Below are 17,461 nucleotides of genomic sequence, written 5' to 3' on the forward strand. Positions count from 1 at the left end.
TATCAGCAAGCTATGAACGATCTGCAAAGTCTACTGACAACTCTAAACCCCGACGCGGGGCTGGCCGAGCGCCATGTCTGGTTAATACGTCTATTTGAATGGCTGCGCGGTGACGAAAAATCGGTCACTGACAGTGCTGAGCGCCTGCAAACATTTATTAATGCGGTAGAAGCCCAGCCGGAACTCCAAGCCAAACTTCAAGCTTGGTGGCAACTACTGCTGCGAAAAGTCGATATCACCACCTTGCTAGCCGATTTTGGTTTTGCGCCGCGCACCGCTTTTACCAGCGAGCTGGCCGAGCGCCTGCGCCGAAAACTGCTACCCGGTACGCCCGAGACTACCGATGCGTCCGAGCTATTCCCGCTAGTCGTGCCATCGCGCTTTGACGCGCAGTGGATGGGTGCATTAGAAGAGCCGCAAATCGCGCAACTCACGCGGCTGCTGACCAGCCAAAACGAGCTGGACACCCTGCATTGGCAACACAGCCTGATGGACGCTTTGACCTACTGCTCGGCGCAAATACGCGCCACCGGCTTTGCGCCCGAAATCCGGCTGCGCATTGACAGCAGCCACGGCAGCCAACGCGCCTTTCATGACCTACCCTCGGACATCGAGAGCTTGCGCGGCGAATTTTTCCGGCCGGATCGCGATGAAGTGGCCTTGCAAGTGGTAATCAGCCAATACCGCAACCGACTCGACGCCTGCCGCCAAGCGATTAACGGGGTTTACTCACATCTCGATGAAAACGGTATTTCTATCGGCATGGTGTTTCGCCTGCGGCAGCTGCGAGGGCGCATGCTGCGGGTACGCGAATTGCTTGATTGCCTGCTTTCAACCACCCCGGCTATCGCCGCGCAAAAGCTGCTGGTACGCCGCGTAATCACGGCGCAAGAGGGTAAAAGTATTGGCGCTTTGATCAGCACCAACTCTACTTTGCTGGCGGCAAAAATGGCCGAGCGCAGCGCCGAGACCGGCGAGCACTACATCACCCGCAATGCGGTTCAGTACCGCGAAATGTTGGGTAAAGCCATGGGTGGCGGCGCTGTCACGGCGATCACTACGCTGCTCAAGTACACCGTGTTGGGCTTGGGACTCACCGCCTTTTGGAGCGGCTTTTGGGCCGGCGTAGCCTACTCCTCAACTTTTATCTTGATACAACTGCTGCACTGGACACTGGCCACCAAACAGCCAGCCATGACAGCGCCGGCCATGGCTGCCAAGCTCAAAGACATGACCGCGCCAGGTGCACTCGAGGATTTTGTCGACGAGGTCACGCATTTAGTGCGCTCACAAGTCGCCGCAGTGCTAGGCAACGTATTCATGGTTGTGCCAGCCGTATTACTGGTCAACGTCATGGTGCAACTAGCCATGCAGCAACCCATGGTTGATCGCGCTGAGGCCATGCACATTCTGCACAGCCTGACGCTGCTAGGACCAACGCTGCTTTGGGCCGGCTTTACCGGCATGATTTTGTTTGCCTCCAGCATGATTGCAGGCTGGGCTGAAAACTGGTTTGTGGTGCACCGACTCGGCTCGGCGATACGCCACAATCCACGCCTGACCAGCCTTTTAGGCTTGGCGCGCGCGCAGCGCTGGTCAGGCTTTATGAGCGAGAATATTTCGGGCTTTGCCTCGAACATCTCGCTCGGCTTCATGCTCGGCTTGATACCGGCTTTCACCGGATTTTTCGGCTTTGAACTCGAAGCGCGCCATGTCACCTTGTCAACCGGCCAGCTCGCCGCAGCCGGCGCGTCTTTGGGCCTAGAAGTGTTTAAGCTGCCAGCGCTTTGGTGGTGTGTCGCCTCCATACCGTTGATAGGCGCGCTCAACTTAGGCGTGAGTTTTTACTGCGCCTTTCGCTTAGCGCTGCAAGCCCACAACGTCAGTTTAAAAGACCGAGCCCGCATTCGCAGCAGCATCTGGGCGCGCATGCGCAGCAAGCCAGCGAGCTTTTTCATGCCTTGATTCAGCGACTTCAGCGACTAAGACTACGCACGCTATGCTTGCTGCATGCCAAACCCTATCGGAGAATTCGACCTCATCGCCCGCTACTTCACCCGACCAGCACGCCAAGCCGTGCTTGGTGTGGGTGATGATTGCGCACTGATTCAACCCGGCGTCGGCATGCAGTTGGCTATCTCCAGTGACATGCTGGTCGAGGGCAGACATTTTTTCCCTGATGTAGACCCAGCCACGCTAGGTCACAAAGCATTGGCAGTCAACCTCAGCGACTTAGCCGCTTGCGGCGCTACGCCCCTAGGGTTCACCTTGGCCCTAGCCCTGCCCCGGGTGGATACCGACTGGCTGGCCGGATTCTCACGCGGCCTGTGGGCGCTGGCCGATTTGCATGGCTGCGAACTCATAGGCGGTGACACGACTTGCGGGCCGCTCAACATTTGCATCACGGTTTTTGGCGAACTGCCACAAGGCCAAGCGCTGCTGCGCTCTGGCGCTAAGGTGGGCGATGACATCTACGTCAGCGGCACGCTAGGCCAAGCGCGGCTGGCACTCGATGCGCTGCGCGGAACGCTAGCCCTGCCAGCGCCGCTGTTAGCGCTAAGCAGACAGCGGCTAGAACAACCCACACCACGCCTAGCACTAGGCCAAGCGCTGCGCGGCATAGCCAGCGCCGCCATAGACATCAGCGACGGTTTGACTGGCGACTTGGGCCATATCCTCAAAGCCAGTGGCTTAGGTGCCAGTTTAGAGACGGCTGTCGCCATCGACTTACTTGCGCATGACGCCGACCGCGCAGCTTTTGCCAGCGTTTTATCCACCGCGCAACAACTCGACTATGTGCTCGCTGGTGGCGACGACTACGAGCTGGCTTTTTGCGCGCCGTTTCAAGCCAGAGCAGCCGTCCAAGCCGCAGCAGAAAAAAGCCATACACCGGTCACACGCATAGGCCGTACCCAAGCCCAAACCGGCCTGCGTCTGCAACAAGCTAATGGCACTTTTCTGACGCAGAAATCCAAGTCTTTCGATCACTTTGCCTGAGCTTCAAACGCACAAACAGCGCCGCAGCGAATCGCCTGAAATAAGCTTAGAAGCTAAAGGCGGGGTATGACTCGTTAAAATCAAACCACTTTAGGCTGAGCACTCACGCTTCAGACCCTGCCCCGACCATATCGTCCAACCCCTTTTTTATTGGCCACCATGAGCGCATTCAACGACGAACAAGTACTCAGCGTCCACCACTGGACCGACAAGCTTTTCACCTTCACCACCACCCGCGATCCATCGCTGCGTTTTAGCAACGGCCACTTCACCATGATTGGTCTGCGCGTAAACGGCAAACCACTGCTGCGCGCCTACAGCATAGTCAGCGCAAATTACGAAGAGCAGTTGGAGTTTTTAAGCATTAAAGTTGCGGACGGTCCATTGACCTCACGCCTGCAACACATCCAAGTGGGCGACAGCATTGTGGTCGGCCGCAAGCCAACCGGCACACTGTTAATTGACTATTTACTGCCCGGCAAGCGCCTGTATTTGCTGTCCACCGGCACCGGTTTAGCGCCCTTCATGAGCATCATCCGCGACCCCGCCACCTATGAAGCTTTTGAGCAAGTGATCTTGGTTCACGGCGTGCGCCAAGCCGATGAGCTGGCCTATAACGAGCTGCTCACCGAGCACTTGCCCCAGCATGAATTCTTAGGCGAGATGATTAGCAAGCAACTGCTTTACTACCCCACGGTGACACGCGAGTCTTACCGCAATATGGGTCGGGTTACCGAGCTCATGGAAAGCGGCAAATTGTTTGACGACCTGAAACTGCCAGGCCTAGATCCACTGAACGACCGAGTCATGTTGTGCGGCAGCCCAGCCATGCTCAAAGACCTCAAACACATGCTGGAGACACGCGGCTTTAAAGAAGGCAACACGTCGCGGCCAGGTGACTTTGTGATTGAGCGGGCGTTTGCCGAGCAATAATGCATTGCTAACTAGCTCTACGCATTAAGTGGACGCTAGCCGCAGCCAAACTAAGAGCTGCATTGGTGAGTTGGCGCAAAGCAGTTGCGGCAGATAATAGAAAAAATCTGCCGTAAAAAATTCATACTTTCCCTTAAACAGGAGACTGCAATGATTCAAGAAAACGTCATAGACGCAGCAGCAAAACGCAATGGCGAGCTCGCTGAACAAGCCGCTATTGTTAATGCCAGCAATAGTTTGGAAGGTATTTCTCCTTCCGCACTGACACTCGAACTTCAAGCATTACTTGTAAATCAGAAAATTACGTTTGAGCAAGCTATCCACAGAGTGCTGTCTTCTCACGCAGAATCTGAATCTGAATCTGAATCTGAATCTGAATCTGAATCATTAGCTACAGCCAAGCACACGCAGTGGATGGCTGGTTGAAGTAAATGCAAAGCAAGGATTTCGATCCCTACGTCTACCTTGGCACGAACGTATTAAAGAACAAACTCGGTATCAAAAACTCTACTGTTTTAGCTCTGCGCGAAGAACAACTCACATCAATCCGTATGTTGCAGTTAACTCAAAAAGAGCTGCCCCGATCAATTACCTTTAAACAACTTTGCCTAGTTCATCGGCATATATTTTCTGACATCTACGATTGGGCTGGAAAAATTAGGACCGGTAGTATTAGTAAAGGCAGAACTCAGTTTTGTAGGCCAGCCTACATTCAAACTGAGGGAGTAAAAATCTGTGCTGCCATTAATCAAGCGAAATGCTTTACTGAGCTCGCACCTGAAGAATTTATAAAAAGATTCGCGCATAGTTTTAACGAGATGAACGTACTGCATCCCTTTCGAGATGGAAACGGCAGAGCAACACGTGCTTTTTTTAACCAGATAGCAGCCAAAGCAAACTACCAAATCAATTACATAAAAATTGGCCGCGATGAGTGGATAGATGCTTGTATCCAAGGGTACTGGTTGACGACAAATGCACTCGAAGAGTTATTTGCAAAAGCACTTGTGAGACTTGTTCCCGCACCGGGTTTAACACTTAATCAAGAATTGAACTTCGGGGACTAATGCTGTTAAAAAAAGCGTGACTAAATGATTGCTGTGCAAAGCAGCTAAGAGCCAACCCAGCCGCCAAATCTAACCCGTTCCACCAAACACATATGCGGCACCGTCAGCGCAGCTAAGGCGACAAACAGCAGTTGCACTACGCGCGCTGAAACGGATACTTCTGGCATCCATTGCCAAGCCAGCGCTGCACCAACTGTCAACGCCAACATCGGCGGCGCCGCCACACGCAGCAAGCTAGAAAAACTGGCATCAGCAGAAAATGCTTTGACCCTGAGCACATGACGCGCGCCATGCATGGCGCAAAAAAACAGTGTAAATGCCGACAGTGGGCTGATTAATGTGGCCAATGCGGCGACGCAAAGCAGCTCTAAACTAGCCAGCCAATCCGCACGCACTTGCAGCGCGCCAGCGACTAACGCGGCCAGCAACCAAGGCCAAGCAAGCAGATGCAGACCATCTGCTAACGTATTCGCAGCGCTGGGATTAATCAAAAAAGAAAACAACTCGGCTACTTGCGCGGCATGCAAAAGCGCTGGCAAGACAAGTACTGCACCGCCATATAAAAAACGAAACCACCACGGTTTTTTGCCCACCGGATCGCCCGAAAAATGCGCTGCTGAAACCACTAAAAAAGCGACTAAAAAAAATACGGGCGCTAGCCACCATAGCAGCACAACAGCGGCCGCCAGCAGTAGATAAACCAACACAAATGAAACCCAAGCAAGCGGAGATTTAAGCGGATAAAGCCTAGCCGCCAACATCGGATCCAGCGCACCGTGGGGCACACCAAAAATCACTATAGCCAGCGCTAAGAGCAGCAGTTGCACGGTCGCAGGTAACGGCGCAAGCGATACGCCCGCCAGCACCAGCGCGGCGGTGAGACTGCAAAAAATCAATCCCTGCAAACGAATCACAGCGACTTTTTTCATGGCTTAGGCCGAGCAATAACTAGCCGACTCAGCGCGCGCAGAAAAGGCAAATAAGGACAGGCTGCGATCACTGCCAAGCAATCAGTAAACCTAGCTTCACCGCTGAGAAAACGTATCAAACGCTCAGGCTTGGCTTTGCCAAACATCGACATGAAAAGCGCAGCGCCGCACTGCGGCTCGGCTTTAAGCACTTGTAAAAAAAGCTTGTCCATGAGTCTGATTATCAAGGGGTCTGGCGTGTGGCCCACCAGCTTAGGGCCAGAGACATCGAGCAGTGCGCGCGCGCATTCAGCAGCCCAGCGCTCTATGCGCCTAAATGCATAACCAGTACTAGGCCTAGCCGCACCAGCCATCACACCGACTTGCACTCGACTGGCGTCAAGGCCCTGCGCAGTTGGCTTCAGTCCCATTGGCAAAATACCGTGCTCGCGGCGAATTACCTGAAATTTTGCAGCGCCGCAGCGCGCAAGAAGGGCGGCATCGAGTTGCTGCGTTAATGCTATGGGTAATAACGGTTCTTGACCAAAAACAGTAAGCTCAATCAGCGCGCGTGTGGCAGACAAAGGCAGCACATAAACAAATTCCACTTGCGTTGAATCAGCTGGCAAAAAATTCATTAAATCGACGCAGCTGGTATCAAACACAGACTGCTCGCATTCGATTTCCAAACCGTAAAACGATTGCCATAAAACCGCACCGCCCAGCGTTGGTTTTAGCATGCTGCGGGTGTCGACCAAGAGCGGCGCACTCACTTGACCAGCCGCAGTTTGCACCTGCCAGTGGCGATTATTTTTTTGTGGCTCAGATGTAATAGCTTCGCCCAATCTGAGCGTGATGTTTTCACTGGCTTTTATTAAAGCCTGCGCTCGGGCATAAAAATTTTCCGCCTTTAACATTTGGTAAGGCCGCTTGCTGCTGTCAATACGCACACTTTTATCGCCCGCCATGAGTCGCAGTTGTGGCCACTGATGCTGCGGCAAAACCGCTGAATCGGCATTGGCCCAAAAACACCAACTGCGGTCATTTTGATAACTGCTACGGGCTTCTAAAATTAAAGTGCGCGGACAGGCTTTTCCAGCTTTTGCAAGCGCCATTGCAAGGCTAAGCCCAGCACAACCAGCGCCTAAAATAATCAGGTCAAACTCATCTTGCATGTACCGCAGACAACGACGAGAGCCCGAGCAAACCAGTCAACGCATGATGCAAGCTGTCATCATGCGGGCTAAATGGTATCCAAAAAGAAGGGCGCAAAGGCACACTTAAAAGTGCGCCGGCAGTGACCATTAATTTAACCCGAGTTGGCACGATCACGCGGCCACGCCAATAGGCGTTATCACGCGCACGCAAGCCACTGCCGATAGCGCGGTAGACCCTGGCTGCCGCCAATATGGAGCTGCGCGCACCGGCGGGCAGATACGCCAAACCTTGCTCACCACTGCGGTAATAACGGTCAGCGATAGTCAGTAGATGGGCGACGCAATTTTGCAGCTTTGGATGTAGATCGGGCGCCGGCATGACCAGTGCATCAGGCTGAATTTCTCCGATTAAGCAAGCTGGAATATAGCGCCGTCCCACCATTGCATCGGCACTGATGTCGCGGCAAATATTCGTCAGCTGCATGGCAATACCCAAGTCAACCGCATGCGCCAGAGCGCGGGGGTTTTGCGTATCTAAAACTTTGCACATCATCAAACCTACCGTGCCAGCGACGCGGTAGCAGTAGCGCAGCAACTCATCCTCGTCCTTGATGCGCACCAGCCCAAGGTCAGAGACCATGCCCGCAATTAATTCATGAAAGACAGCCGGCTCTATGCAGCATTCCTGCATTAATGCAATACCGTCAGCTACCACCAGGTCAGTTGAATAACCGTTGACTATTGCCTGTGAAACTAAGGTGAGATTGGCCTGCGCCGATTCCACCGAACTGGCCTCATCCGCCAGATCGTCGATATAGCGGCAAAAGCTGTACAGCCGCGTCGCACGCCCAGCATGCAGCGGCGAGAGCAGTCGTCGAGCCCAGTGAAAGCTGCGGCCCTTGCTAGCCAACACTTTGTCGGCAGCCGCCAGCGCTGTGACTTGCGGGCCAGACGTCATGCACTGACTCCAGATTTATTCATCACCTCAGGCAGCAACGCATCTAACACTTTGGCCGAACACAAAACACCGGGAAGGCCGGCGCCAGGATGGGTTCCAGCGCCGACTAAAAACAGATTTTTAATTCCCTCGGCGCGGTTGTGAAAGCGAAACCAAGCTGACTGCCGAAATAAGGGCGAGACTGAAAAACCCGCACCATGCGCGCTTAAGTAATCAGTTTTGAAATTTTCCGGCGTCATATAAAAGTCGGCGGTGATGCAGTGCGTTAAGCCGGGCAAAATAGTTTTGTCTAAGGCCGCTACTATGCGTTTTTGTAGCCTTGGCCCTTCCACATCCCAATCGACTTTTCCCAATAAATTCGGCACTGGACAGAGCACATAAAAACTGTCGCAACCACTGGGCGCGAAAGAGGCATCGGTTGCGGTGGGACGGTGCAGGTAAAGTGAGAAATCTTCAGACAAAATTTTGTCGTGAAAAATATCGCTGAGTAACTCACGATAGCGCTCACCCATCCAAATAGTGTGGTGCGCAACCTCTGGGTATTGGCGTGTGGTGCCGAAATAAAGCACGAATAAACCCATTGAAAACTCTGCAACAGCTAATTTTGCGCGACTCGCTAAAGCCTGCTCACTGGGCTTAATCATTGCGCCATAAAGATGTGCTGGGTCGGCATTAGAGACCACGACATCGGCCGCCATCACACTACCATCTTCAAACCGTACACCGTTAGCAACGCCGTTAGTAATATTGATTTTAGCGACTGTGGTGGAGAGTTTTACCTCAATGCCTTGGCGTACCATCAACTCACCCAAAGCGCGCGTGATTGCACCTGTGCCGCCCATGGCGAAATGCACGCCCCACGCGCGCTCAAGGTAGTGAATCAGGCCGTAAATACTAGTCGTGTCAAATGGATTACCGCCGACTAACAAAGGCTGTATTGAAAAAGCCTGACGGAGTTTTGGATTTTTCAAATAGCGTGAGACTAACTGCCAAACCGTTGTGTGGCTGCGCAGTCCGATCAAACGCGGAATCTGCTTGACCATAGTCATAAAACGATGAAATGGGGTGGCCGACAACTCGGTAAAGCCAACGTCAAAAATGCGTTTGGACTGCGCCAATAAAGCTTTATAACCTTGGCAGTCATCAGGCTCAATACGCGCAATTTCGGCCAAGGTTTCTTCTAAGGTACCACCGTAGTTAAAAGTGGTTTTATCCGCAAAATAAAAACGATACCAAGGCTTTAGTGGAACCAGTTTGATGTGCTCTGACATTTTCTCGCCGAACAATGCAAACAGCTCCTCGAAAAGAAATGGTGCGGTGATAACGGTTGGGCCAGCATCATGGCGAAAGCCGTTTTTCTCAAACACTTGCGCGCGGCCGCCTAGCGCTGCGCAGCGGTCTAGCAAGCAGACTTCATAACCTTTTGCACGCAACCTCAGAGCTGCGGCAATACCGCCAAAACCTGCACCGATAACGATAGCTTTCATTCCTGAATTCTCAATTTTTCGTGCAGCGCCATGGCCATGGTGTGAATCGCTTCGCCAACTCGCGCCGGAAGCTTGGTACTGCTGGATGCGGCCTGCAAAAGATGTTGCAAACCGATTTTTTTGGCCTCATCTCTAGGCCGAGAGTAGGCCGAGTCAGCTTGCAAAATCAAAACGATATTGCAAGCACTGGTGTTGCTGTTGGATTTCTCGTTCTTTTGCAAATTGCGTGCAGCGTCTTTTTCAACGTCCTGCAAATCATCATAAATTTGGTAGCCAATCGCAAACGATTCAGCCGCTTGCCTGGCCAAGCCCAACGCATGACTGTGGCCAGCAGCGAGCAAGGCCAACTCGGTAGGAAGACTCAGCAGTGCGCCCGATTTAGCCACGGCTATTTTTTTATATTCATCAATACTCAAGACGCTGCGCCTAGGACGTTTAAGGTCTACGCACTGACCACGAACCGCGCTAGCGACACGGGCATGCATGAGCGCAAAAAGTTCTGGCAGCTTAGCCACACGGCCAAACTGTGAAAGACACAGGTAGGAAGCAGAGAGCATTAAGTCGCCTGCACAGATGGCAATTTCATCACCAAACTTATACCAAACACTGGGTTGACCGCGCCTATGCGTGTCGCGGTCATGGATATCGTCATGAACTAATGAAGCGTTGTGCAGCAGCTCACAAGCTGCCGCCAAAGTCATTGCGTCTTTAGCCGTTAGGCTCAAACAACTGCCAGCGTGCAAGGCCAATCTAGCCCTGACACGCTGGCCGCCAGAACCAAGGTGGTAACTGGCAGCCGCGACAGCTTGGCAGGGAGCAAGAGAGTCAAACGCATCGCCAGTAGAAACAATGGCTAACATTTCACGCTCTAACTCAGCCAATGATTGACTGGTGACCCGACTCGCTAAGACCGGTCGTAGATAAGACAGTGTTTGCATGGAAATGCTCCTTAGAAAGCAAATTACTGACTTAAGACATCGGACTAGTTAGTCCAGGTCAAACAAAGCGATTTACTTCTTAGCCGAGCTTTCGGATTCGCTCACTGCAACTGTCCAGATGATCAAACCAAACGCAATTTTGTTCAGCACATCGGCAAAGTTGTAGATGATGTTGAGTGCATTTGCGCTGTTAGCTGGGCTGCTGCCGGTGAGGTAGCCGAAGAAATAACCGAGTGGATAAATTGCCCAGCCAATCGTGACGATCAAACGCATGGTTTTGAAAGCCGATTGAACAGACGGTGGTGCAGACTTTGCATTGATCTGGCTGGCTTGACCCATGAAGATCTCATACAGAATGTAAGCCCAACCGAGCATACCAATGATGAATGCAGGCCACACGGACATATAACCGGCTTCGCCTAAATAGCCACCAATCAGCATAACCAAAGTACCAATCATGAGACGCCAGAAGACGCCTACAGGTACTTTGGTGATGGCCGACAAGATGAGGTAAAACTCAATCATGAGCAGCGGCACTGTGATGAGCCAGTCAATGTAGCGAAACACGGTAGGTGTCGCGCCGGTAGAAACCCAGACGTCGCGCATATAAAAATAATGCACTGCAGCGACTAGGGTCACCAGACCAGAAACGGTCAAAGAAGTTTTCCACTTCGGCGAAACGCGGTCGCGCTCTAGAAAGAAAAATACTGTTGCGGCGACTAGCGCCATTGAGATGATCCAGAAAGAAATTCCGACGAAGTCGTCTTGCTTGAGTGGCGTACTGGTAGCTGCAAAAGCGTGGTTAGAAGCGAGTGCCAGAACAGCGCCAGAGGCACTGATTTTACTGACTGCGGATTTAAATATTGACGTGATCATGCGGGTCTCCCTGAAGTAGCATGACTGGTTAAAAAGGAAAAACTTTCGAAATTTCCACCTGCCATGGTTTCAGTGATCAATGTCCAGACTAACCATGTGACGCAAGTGTAAACCTAGCGATTTAAATCTTCACATTTCTTGCTTGACAATCACGACCGGATATGAAGGTTATGTAAAGCATCAACACTTTGCTGCGCTGCAATACAGTCAAAATAGTTTTTTTAATTATTTGTTATTAAAAATTTAATTAATATGTTTACTTATTAAGTGCTTTTATTTGCCTATTAGTAAGCAAGATTTATCGACCCATTGCTAGGGTAATGCCATTGTTGGCACAAGAAAATTAGCAACTGGTCAAAATAAGTAAACCAGTATTTTCTGGCTAAAAATAAATTTCACATCACAGCCGATTGAAATTAATTGTCACATTGGCAAGTTATGACTGCGCAAATTTCTAGTTTTCTTGTTGCTGCAAATATCGGCATCATGCTGTTTTTCTCGGTAGCTGTAGCGCCTGGCATCTTCAAGATATTGCCACCCGAATGGGCCGCAAAATATGTCCGGGCTTTTTTCCCTAAGTACTATGCATTTCTTGGTGCGACTACAGTCTTAGCCGCAATACTGGCAAGCGGCATTGCCGCGCAAGCTAGCTTGGCAGTTTGTGCATTAGTATTTTTCTTTTCTATGGGCTGGATCACACCGCAGGTAAACCGCGCCAGGGATGAAAAAAGAATGCGCGCTTTTAACTTGTTGCACTGGCTCAGCGTAGCCTTAAATATGTTGCAGCTGATTTTTTTCATCACTATTATTGTCGTGAGCATACGTCAATGAAACCAGAAAACACTACTCCCACAGAGCCACAACTGACCGTCATGTTCGATGGGGCCTGTCCACTATGCCGGCGCGAAGTCGGCGTCTACCGCGACCTAAAGCCTCTAAAACCGATTACTTGGATGGATGTCAGCGACGAGCAAACCGCACTAGACCCGTGCGGCGGTAGAAATCGCTCTGACTATTTAGCGCGTTTTCATGTACGCCGCGCTGATGGCAGCATGCTCAGCGGCGCCGCCGCTTTTGTCGCACTATGGCTGACGCTGCCCGGCTGGCGCTGGCTGGGACGCTTCGGATCCCTGCCCGGCATGACCCCAGTGCTAGAAGTTTTCTACACCGGATTTTTGCGCATAAGGCCGGCTATGCAACGCGGTGTGAGGCTATTTGACACCACCCATCTGCCCGCTGACATGCTGGCTGATCTGCGCTCTGACCATGCTGGCGAAACCGGTGCGGTTTGGATTTACTACGGTATTCTTTGCACCTCGCCAAATAGAAAAGTCAGAGCTTTTGCCAAGCGCCACTTAGCGATAGAAAAAACCCATTTGCAAGAAATGCGCTCACTGCTGCCGCCACTCAAGCGCAGCCTTTTGCTACCGGCATGGCGGCTAGCGGGTTTTTTGACGGGCGCCCTGCCTTCACTATTTGGTGCAACAGCGGTATTTGCAACGATTGAAGCGGTTGAATCTTTCGTCGAACAACACTACCAATTGCAAATTAATAAATTAGCCGGACGCGATGAATTCGTCACCTTGCGTATGACGCTGATTGATTTCAAAGCCGATGAGTCCGATCACCGCCACGAGGCACAAGCAGAACTCGCCAACCCACCGGGGAGATTCACAAAGTACTGGTGCGCCGTGGTGGAAAAAGGCTCACACATCGCAGTCAAACTGGCGCACAAGCTTTAGAGCTTGCAGATTGGCGTTTTAGCCGCTGCGCATTGCTTGCGCCGGCGCTTTGACATAAGCCCGCCACGCTACCCCAGCAGAGGCCACTGTTCCAGCCGCCAACATCCAAACCAGTGGCAACAAATCTTCTCGCGTTAACTCAGCCGTTAACAACAAACCTAGTCGATTTGACAATACACCAGCACCCGCAAAAGCCAACAACCAACCGCCTAGCAAACCGAGTAGCGCGCCGACCAGCAAAATTCCCAACACTTGCAGCCACAAAGTAAGCCAGACAAATAAGGGCCCAGCGCCAATCGCCCGCAGCGAAATCAAACTTTGCGCCCGCGCGCTAAGACTGGCATATAAACCCAGTAAAACCGCAGCCAACACCAAGGACTGACCAGCGCCTGCAATCCACAAAGCTAGCGCACGTACGTCGCCCAGTGTCTGATAAAGCCGCGTCAAAGTCTCAGCCGGAAACACCGCAGTGGTCTCTGAATTACGATAGACATTTCGCAAACGGTAAGCATCCATGATGCTGCGCGGTTTCACCACAATAGCCGGCAATCCAAGCGCTGGCAGCGCGTGTTTTGGCGCTACGCCGACCTTTACCTCATGCAGTGCTAACACCGCCTCATAAGGCACGATGATGGCCTTATCCCAAGGCGTGCCAGTAGCGGCTGCACGGCCAACAATGACGACGCGTTGGCCGTCATGCGCATGCGCTTCAATCAAATTATCGCTAGCACTGCCGTGCAGCGGTGTGTAGCTTTCACCAATCTTGAGCGTAGTTGCTGAGCCTGCCACTGCCTCTTGCATGCCCGCAAACCAACGCCCACTAGACAATAGCAATCGGCCATGATCACTGGCTAATGCGGCGCTAGTGCCAACTATTGAAAAGCCGGCATACGAGTCACCCGTCACAACCGGTTCGGCAAACACCACACCGGGGTCGGCGCGCAGCTGCGCCAACACAGTAGCGGGCATTAGCTTTAAGGCTGCGGGTTGTAGATAAACCGTGGTCAGCACCAATTGGGTTTGGCTGCCTGCCGCACCAATAATTAAATCAAAGCGCCCGGCCGCATTTGCCGAAGCCGTGCGCAACGCTCGCTCTAGTGACGTCACACCCAAACTAATCGCCGAAGCAATCGCAATTAACAAGGCCATGGCAATAAGTACGCCGCGGGCATGACGCCATTCGGCGACGACAAAAGGAAACGGATTCATGCGTTCACCAGTTGCGCATTTTGTAACTTCAGCACACGGCTAAAACGCTGCAATAAAGCGCTGTCGTGCGTAGCGACGATAAGCGTGACCGCATTTGCTGCGCAGGTCGCTAGCAATACATCCATCACGCGCTTTGCGGTAGCGGGGTCTAGGCTCGCTGTCGGCTCATCGGCAAACACGACCTGCGGCAAGCGTACCAGCGCGCGTGCAATCGCAACTCTTTGCTGCTCACCGCGGGACAAGGTGCCAGCCATAGCAGTAGCGGGAATTGCAAACTGCACCAACAAATCCAGCGCTCTTGCGCGTGCCGCTTGAGGGCAGCGCCAATGGTCAAAGCGATAAGGTGAGATGACGTTTTCCAGCGCCGACATGCTGGTAAAAATCTCAAACTGCTGGAACACCAAACCGGCGTGATGCAAACGCCAGCGGTCTGCGGCCGCACCACTTAGCTGCATCAAATCATGCGTGTGATGCGCATCGCTCCAAACCACTTTTGCAGCCGCATGCCGTTGCAGTCCGGCCAATACATTCAGTAAAGTGGTTTTGCCAGAACCTGATGGGCCGCACAGCGCAAGACTTTCGCCAGAAGCAATTGAGAGTCGCTCCAGACTAAAAAGCAAACGCGAATTTTCTGGCGATTTATTTTTTTCAAAACTACTTGTAGCTAACTGCGCTGGCAAATCAATACGTAAATTACGCACCAATAAATCAATACCCATAAAAACGCTAAAGCCTAAAAAGAAAATTAAAGTCGTTTCACGACTGCATCAATAATTCGCAACTGGCTCACAAAACCCGTATCAGTATCGGTTTTAGAGCCGGTCTGCAAAACACCAGAAACGCTGACTGCAGAGCCGTCTTGCAAAAAGCTGCCGGCCTTTTTCACATACACCACGACGATATCTGCTGGCCAGTCCGCATCAGAATCACAAAACGGACAAACCGATACGGGCGTGCGGGTAAGTACAAAAAAGTTAGCTTCTGGCTTGAGCGGCGGCGCCATATAGCCCGCTAAATCTACCGGCTTACCCGCGAGCTGCAAGGTGCGATCTGCAAACGCCATGCCCATCACGGTTCTTGATTTGTAGAGTTCTGCAAATTTAAGACTCTCTGCTGCCTTCGCAAAAGGTGCAAAAGTCAGTAATGGAATAGCGGCAGAAAGAAGAAATTCACGGCGTTCAATTGTCATAACAAAACCAATAAAAAGTTTTTTACTTTGCAGCAGTTACAGGCTTTACAACTTTTGACGCTTTTACCATTTTTGTACTGTTGGCATTAGCCGCCAATCCAAGACTATCTGCCATAGCGCGGAAAATTTCCGTGTTATCCATAAAGCCATGAATTCGCTCTGAGCCTGGACCCATTGCCGACAACACGCCGTCATCTGCGGTATGCGTTCCGGTGTCTGCCGACTGCGGCAATATGCCGGTGCGCAGCACTGCGCCAGGAACATCTTTGTACGCCGGGTTGGCGACATAAGGACCGTCTTTAGTCAGCTTGATAGCCGGCACAAACGGATCATTCATTTTGGGCTGAAAGGTCTCGTAGTAGTCGGGCGTATTGCCGTAGAAAAAAGCCAAGCGTTTAGACACATCGACTTTTTCTGGGTAACCGTCTTTGTTTGCTTTGGGATAGTTTGGGTAGCCTGCATCAGCATAAACACCGACTTTATTGCGCATCTCAGTACCGGGCTTGTTGTCATCTATGGTGCCAACGATTGACGCACCATGCGTATGGTCGGGCGTGACCATGATGAAAGTGTCGTTATTTTTAGCGGCGAAATCTTTCGCTACCTGCACCGCATTGCTTAGCATGATGGTGTCGTAAACACTGCGTTCCCAGTCCAGTGGGTGATTAAATTTATCAATCAAACCGGCTTCGACCATGAGCACAAATCCGTTCGGATTGCGCGATAAAACTTCAATCGCGGTACGCGTCATGTCAGCCAAATCGGGCTGCTCTGGAAACTGCGGCACCGTGCCTTTTTTAAGAAAGTGCCGGTCTAATGCGCCGTCCATATTTTCTGGATGAAACAAGCCCAACAACTTTCGCGTTTTGGGATTGGCTGCGGCTTGCTTCATCTCTTTATCCGTACTGGCAAAAGCGTAATCGTCGAGCTTAAAAAGATCGATCAGATTATTTGTGTCTTTGCGTTTAGAGCCCGGAGTGGTCTGCGGTAAAAAGTAGGCGGACCCGCCGCCCATGATGACATCAGCGCGACTAAAAAATAACTGCTCGGCAATGATGTCTTTGTCAGCGCGACGACGCGTGTGGGCGACCATGCCGGCGGGTGTGGCGTCTTCAACTTCTGCATCGCTAACAATGCCCACAGCCATATTCGTTTTGCGCTTAATCAGCTCGGTAATCGTCTCGACTTTTGGGTGAGCCAAATTATCCTTGGCGCGGCTGACATAAACACCCAGCGCATTGACGCTGGTTTTATGACCGGTGGTGTAGGCACTCATGGAGTTGGCCGAATCAGTGATGATGGAGTCAACACCCGAGGTGCCAACCAAAGCCATATTGCTCATATCATCAAAAGACAAACGCCCTAGGTATTTACCTTCTTTTATACCTTTGGACAAAATACGCGCCGCAGTGCGGTTGGCCACTGTCATGCCGTCACCGATAAAAAGAATAACGTTTTTAGCTTTACGCGGACCGGTGGCGTAAACCTCCCACGTCACTTGCATGCGTGCGTTGCCGCTAACTGCCACTACGTCGTAGCTGCCAGGCTTGTCCAGCATGACGCCGGGCAATACGAAAGAGGAAACTTTTTTACCGTCTTCATTGAAGATGAACTGCGGCTCAGCGCCTAAAACTTTGGCCGCATCTATGCCGTTAATGCTGATGCGAGTTTTGGCCGCATCGACGACTCTGTCGAATTCAACTTTGAAATCGAACTTGCTGCCAGCCAAAATAGCAGCGCGGTCAATTGGAAAAATAGCTTGGGCAAAAACTGATGAGTGACCCGCGAGGGTCAAGCCCAAGGCAAGTGAAGTTGCCGCAAAACGCGCAAAGCTGTGGATTTTTTTCATGGTGTCTGGGTGTGGCTCGGCTTTGATTTTTTACAAACGACTGACCGAAAAGTCGCTTGTAATTGGGTCAAGTTGTGACCTGCCGGAATATTGCCAGACGAAAATGTCAATCGCGTGACATTTTCATCGCCCAGAGTTTTATTGGATTTTT

At 51.7% G+C, this 17,461-nt stretch carries 17 protein-coding genes; 7 read left to right on the forward strand and 10 right to left on the reverse strand.

Annotated features, from left to right (window positions below):
* The first annotated feature begins 12 nt into the window (after window positions 1-12).
* The 5 genes from HC248_RS16540 to HC248_RS16560 all read left to right on the forward strand — a co-directional run bounded on the left by HC248_RS16540 (window position 13) and on the right by HC248_RS16560 (window position 4,997).
* Window positions 13-1,965, forward strand: coding sequence for a site-specific recombinase (locus HC248_RS16540; protein WP_168923436.1), 1,953 nt, complete (start codon window positions 13-15; stop codon window positions 1,963-1,965).
* Between the two features lie 45 nt (window positions 1,966-2,010).
* Window positions 2,011-2,997, forward strand: a complete 987-nt coding sequence (thiL, locus tag HC248_RS16545) for a thiamine-phosphate kinase (RefSeq protein ID WP_202882394.1) — start codon at window positions 2,011-2,013, stop codon at window positions 2,995-2,997.
* Between the two features lie 159 nt (window positions 2,998-3,156).
* Window positions 3,157-3,930 (forward strand): ferredoxin--NADP reductase, encoded by a 774-nt coding sequence (locus HC248_RS16550; RefSeq protein WP_168923437.1) that lies wholly within the window; start codon window positions 3,157-3,159, stop codon window positions 3,928-3,930.
* Window positions 3,931-4,080: 150 nt separating this feature from the next.
* Complete coding sequence (locus HC248_RS16555; RefSeq protein WP_168923438.1) at window positions 4,081-4,356, forward strand: antitoxin VbhA family protein; 276 nt, start codon at window positions 4,081-4,083, stop codon at window positions 4,354-4,356.
* Window positions 4,357-4,361: 5 nt separating this feature from the next.
* Window positions 4,362-4,997: a Fic/DOC family protein gene (locus tag HC248_RS16560; protein ID WP_168923439.1), complete on the forward strand. Its 636-nt coding sequence runs from the start codon at window positions 4,362-4,364 to the stop codon at window positions 4,995-4,997.
* A 44-nt stretch (window positions 4,998-5,041) separates the two neighbouring features.
* Here HC248_RS16560 and HC248_RS16565 read toward each other — a convergent pair whose 3' ends face one another.
* The 6 genes from HC248_RS16565 to HC248_RS16590 all read right to left on the reverse strand — a co-directional run bounded on the left by HC248_RS16565 (window position 5,042) and on the right by HC248_RS16590 (window position 11,321).
* Window positions 5,042-5,926 carry a Brp/Blh family beta-carotene 15,15'-dioxygenase gene (locus HC248_RS16565; RefSeq protein ID WP_168923440.1) on the reverse strand — a complete coding sequence of 295 codons (885 nt, stop codon included), beginning with the start codon at window positions 5,924-5,926 and terminating at the stop codon, window positions 5,042-5,044.
* A complete protein-coding gene (locus HC248_RS16570; protein WP_168923441.1) occupies window positions 5,923-7,080 on the reverse strand; it encodes a lycopene cyclase family protein in 1,158 nt (385 codons plus the stop codon). The genes HC248_RS16565 and HC248_RS16570 overlap by 4 nt, the downstream gene beginning before the upstream one ends.
* A complete protein-coding gene (locus tag HC248_RS16575) occupies window positions 7,070-8,020 on the reverse strand; it encodes a phytoene/squalene synthase family protein (RefSeq protein ID WP_168923442.1) in 951 nt (316 codons plus the stop codon). Before HC248_RS16575 ends, HC248_RS16570 begins: the two co-directional genes overlap by 11 nt.
* Window positions 8,017-9,507, reverse strand: coding sequence for a phytoene desaturase family protein (gene crtI / locus HC248_RS16580; RefSeq protein WP_168923443.1), 1,491 nt, complete (start codon window positions 9,505-9,507; stop codon window positions 8,017-8,019). The genes HC248_RS16575 and crtI overlap by 4 nt, the downstream gene beginning before the upstream one ends.
* Entirely contained in the window at window positions 9,504-10,445 is a 942-nt protein-coding gene (locus HC248_RS16585; protein ID WP_168923444.1) for a polyprenyl synthetase family protein, read from the reverse strand. The genes crtI and HC248_RS16585 overlap by 4 nt, the downstream gene beginning before the upstream one ends.
* A 72-nt stretch (window positions 10,446-10,517) precedes the next feature.
* On the reverse strand, window positions 10,518-11,321 hold the full coding sequence (locus HC248_RS16590) for a bacteriorhodopsin-like (RefSeq protein ID WP_168923445.1): 804 nt from the start codon (window positions 11,319-11,321) through the stop codon (window positions 10,518-10,520).
* A gap of 438 nt (window positions 11,322-11,759) precedes the next feature.
* Here HC248_RS16590 and HC248_RS16595 point away from each other — a divergent pair, with 438 nt between their 5' ends.
* Window positions 11,760-12,152, forward strand: a complete 393-nt coding sequence (locus tag HC248_RS16595; RefSeq protein ID WP_168923446.1) for a DUF4149 domain-containing protein — start codon at window positions 11,760-11,762, stop codon at window positions 12,150-12,152.
* Complete coding sequence (locus HC248_RS17755; RefSeq protein ID WP_168923447.1) at window positions 12,149-13,063, forward strand: demethoxyubiquinone hydroxylase family protein; 915 nt, start codon at window positions 12,149-12,151, stop codon at window positions 13,061-13,063. The genes HC248_RS16595 and HC248_RS17755 overlap by 4 nt, the downstream gene beginning before the upstream one ends.
* An 18-nt stretch (window positions 13,064-13,081) precedes the next feature.
* Here HC248_RS17755 and HC248_RS16605 read toward each other — a convergent pair whose 3' ends face one another.
* The 4 genes from HC248_RS16605 to HC248_RS16620 are packed head-to-tail and all read right to left on the reverse strand — an operon-like array spanning window position 13,082 to window position 17,310.
* Window positions 13,082-14,272 carry an ABC transporter permease gene (locus tag HC248_RS16605; RefSeq protein ID WP_168923448.1) on the reverse strand — a complete coding sequence of 397 codons (1,191 nt, stop codon included), beginning with the start codon at window positions 14,270-14,272 and terminating at the stop codon, window positions 13,082-13,084.
* Window positions 14,269-14,991, reverse strand: coding sequence for an ABC transporter ATP-binding protein (locus tag HC248_RS16610; RefSeq protein WP_168923449.1), 723 nt, complete (start codon window positions 14,989-14,991; stop codon window positions 14,269-14,271). Before HC248_RS16610 ends, HC248_RS16605 begins: the two co-directional genes overlap by 4 nt.
* A 26-nt stretch (window positions 14,992-15,017) precedes the next feature.
* On the reverse strand, window positions 15,018-15,461 hold the full coding sequence (locus HC248_RS16615) for a hypothetical protein (protein ID WP_168923450.1): 444 nt from the start codon (window positions 15,459-15,461) through the stop codon (window positions 15,018-15,020).
* A gap of 22 nt (window positions 15,462-15,483) precedes the next feature.
* Entirely contained in the window at window positions 15,484-17,310 is a 1,827-nt protein-coding gene (locus tag HC248_RS16620) for an alkaline phosphatase (RefSeq protein WP_168923451.1), read from the reverse strand.
* Window positions 17,311-17,461 lie beyond the last annotated feature (151 nt).

Origin of the sequence: Polaromonas vacuolata, assembly GCF_012584515.1 — a bacterium.
GTDB classification, from domain to species: domain Bacteria; phylum Pseudomonadota; class Gammaproteobacteria; order Burkholderiales; family Burkholderiaceae_C; genus Polaromonas; species Polaromonas vacuolata.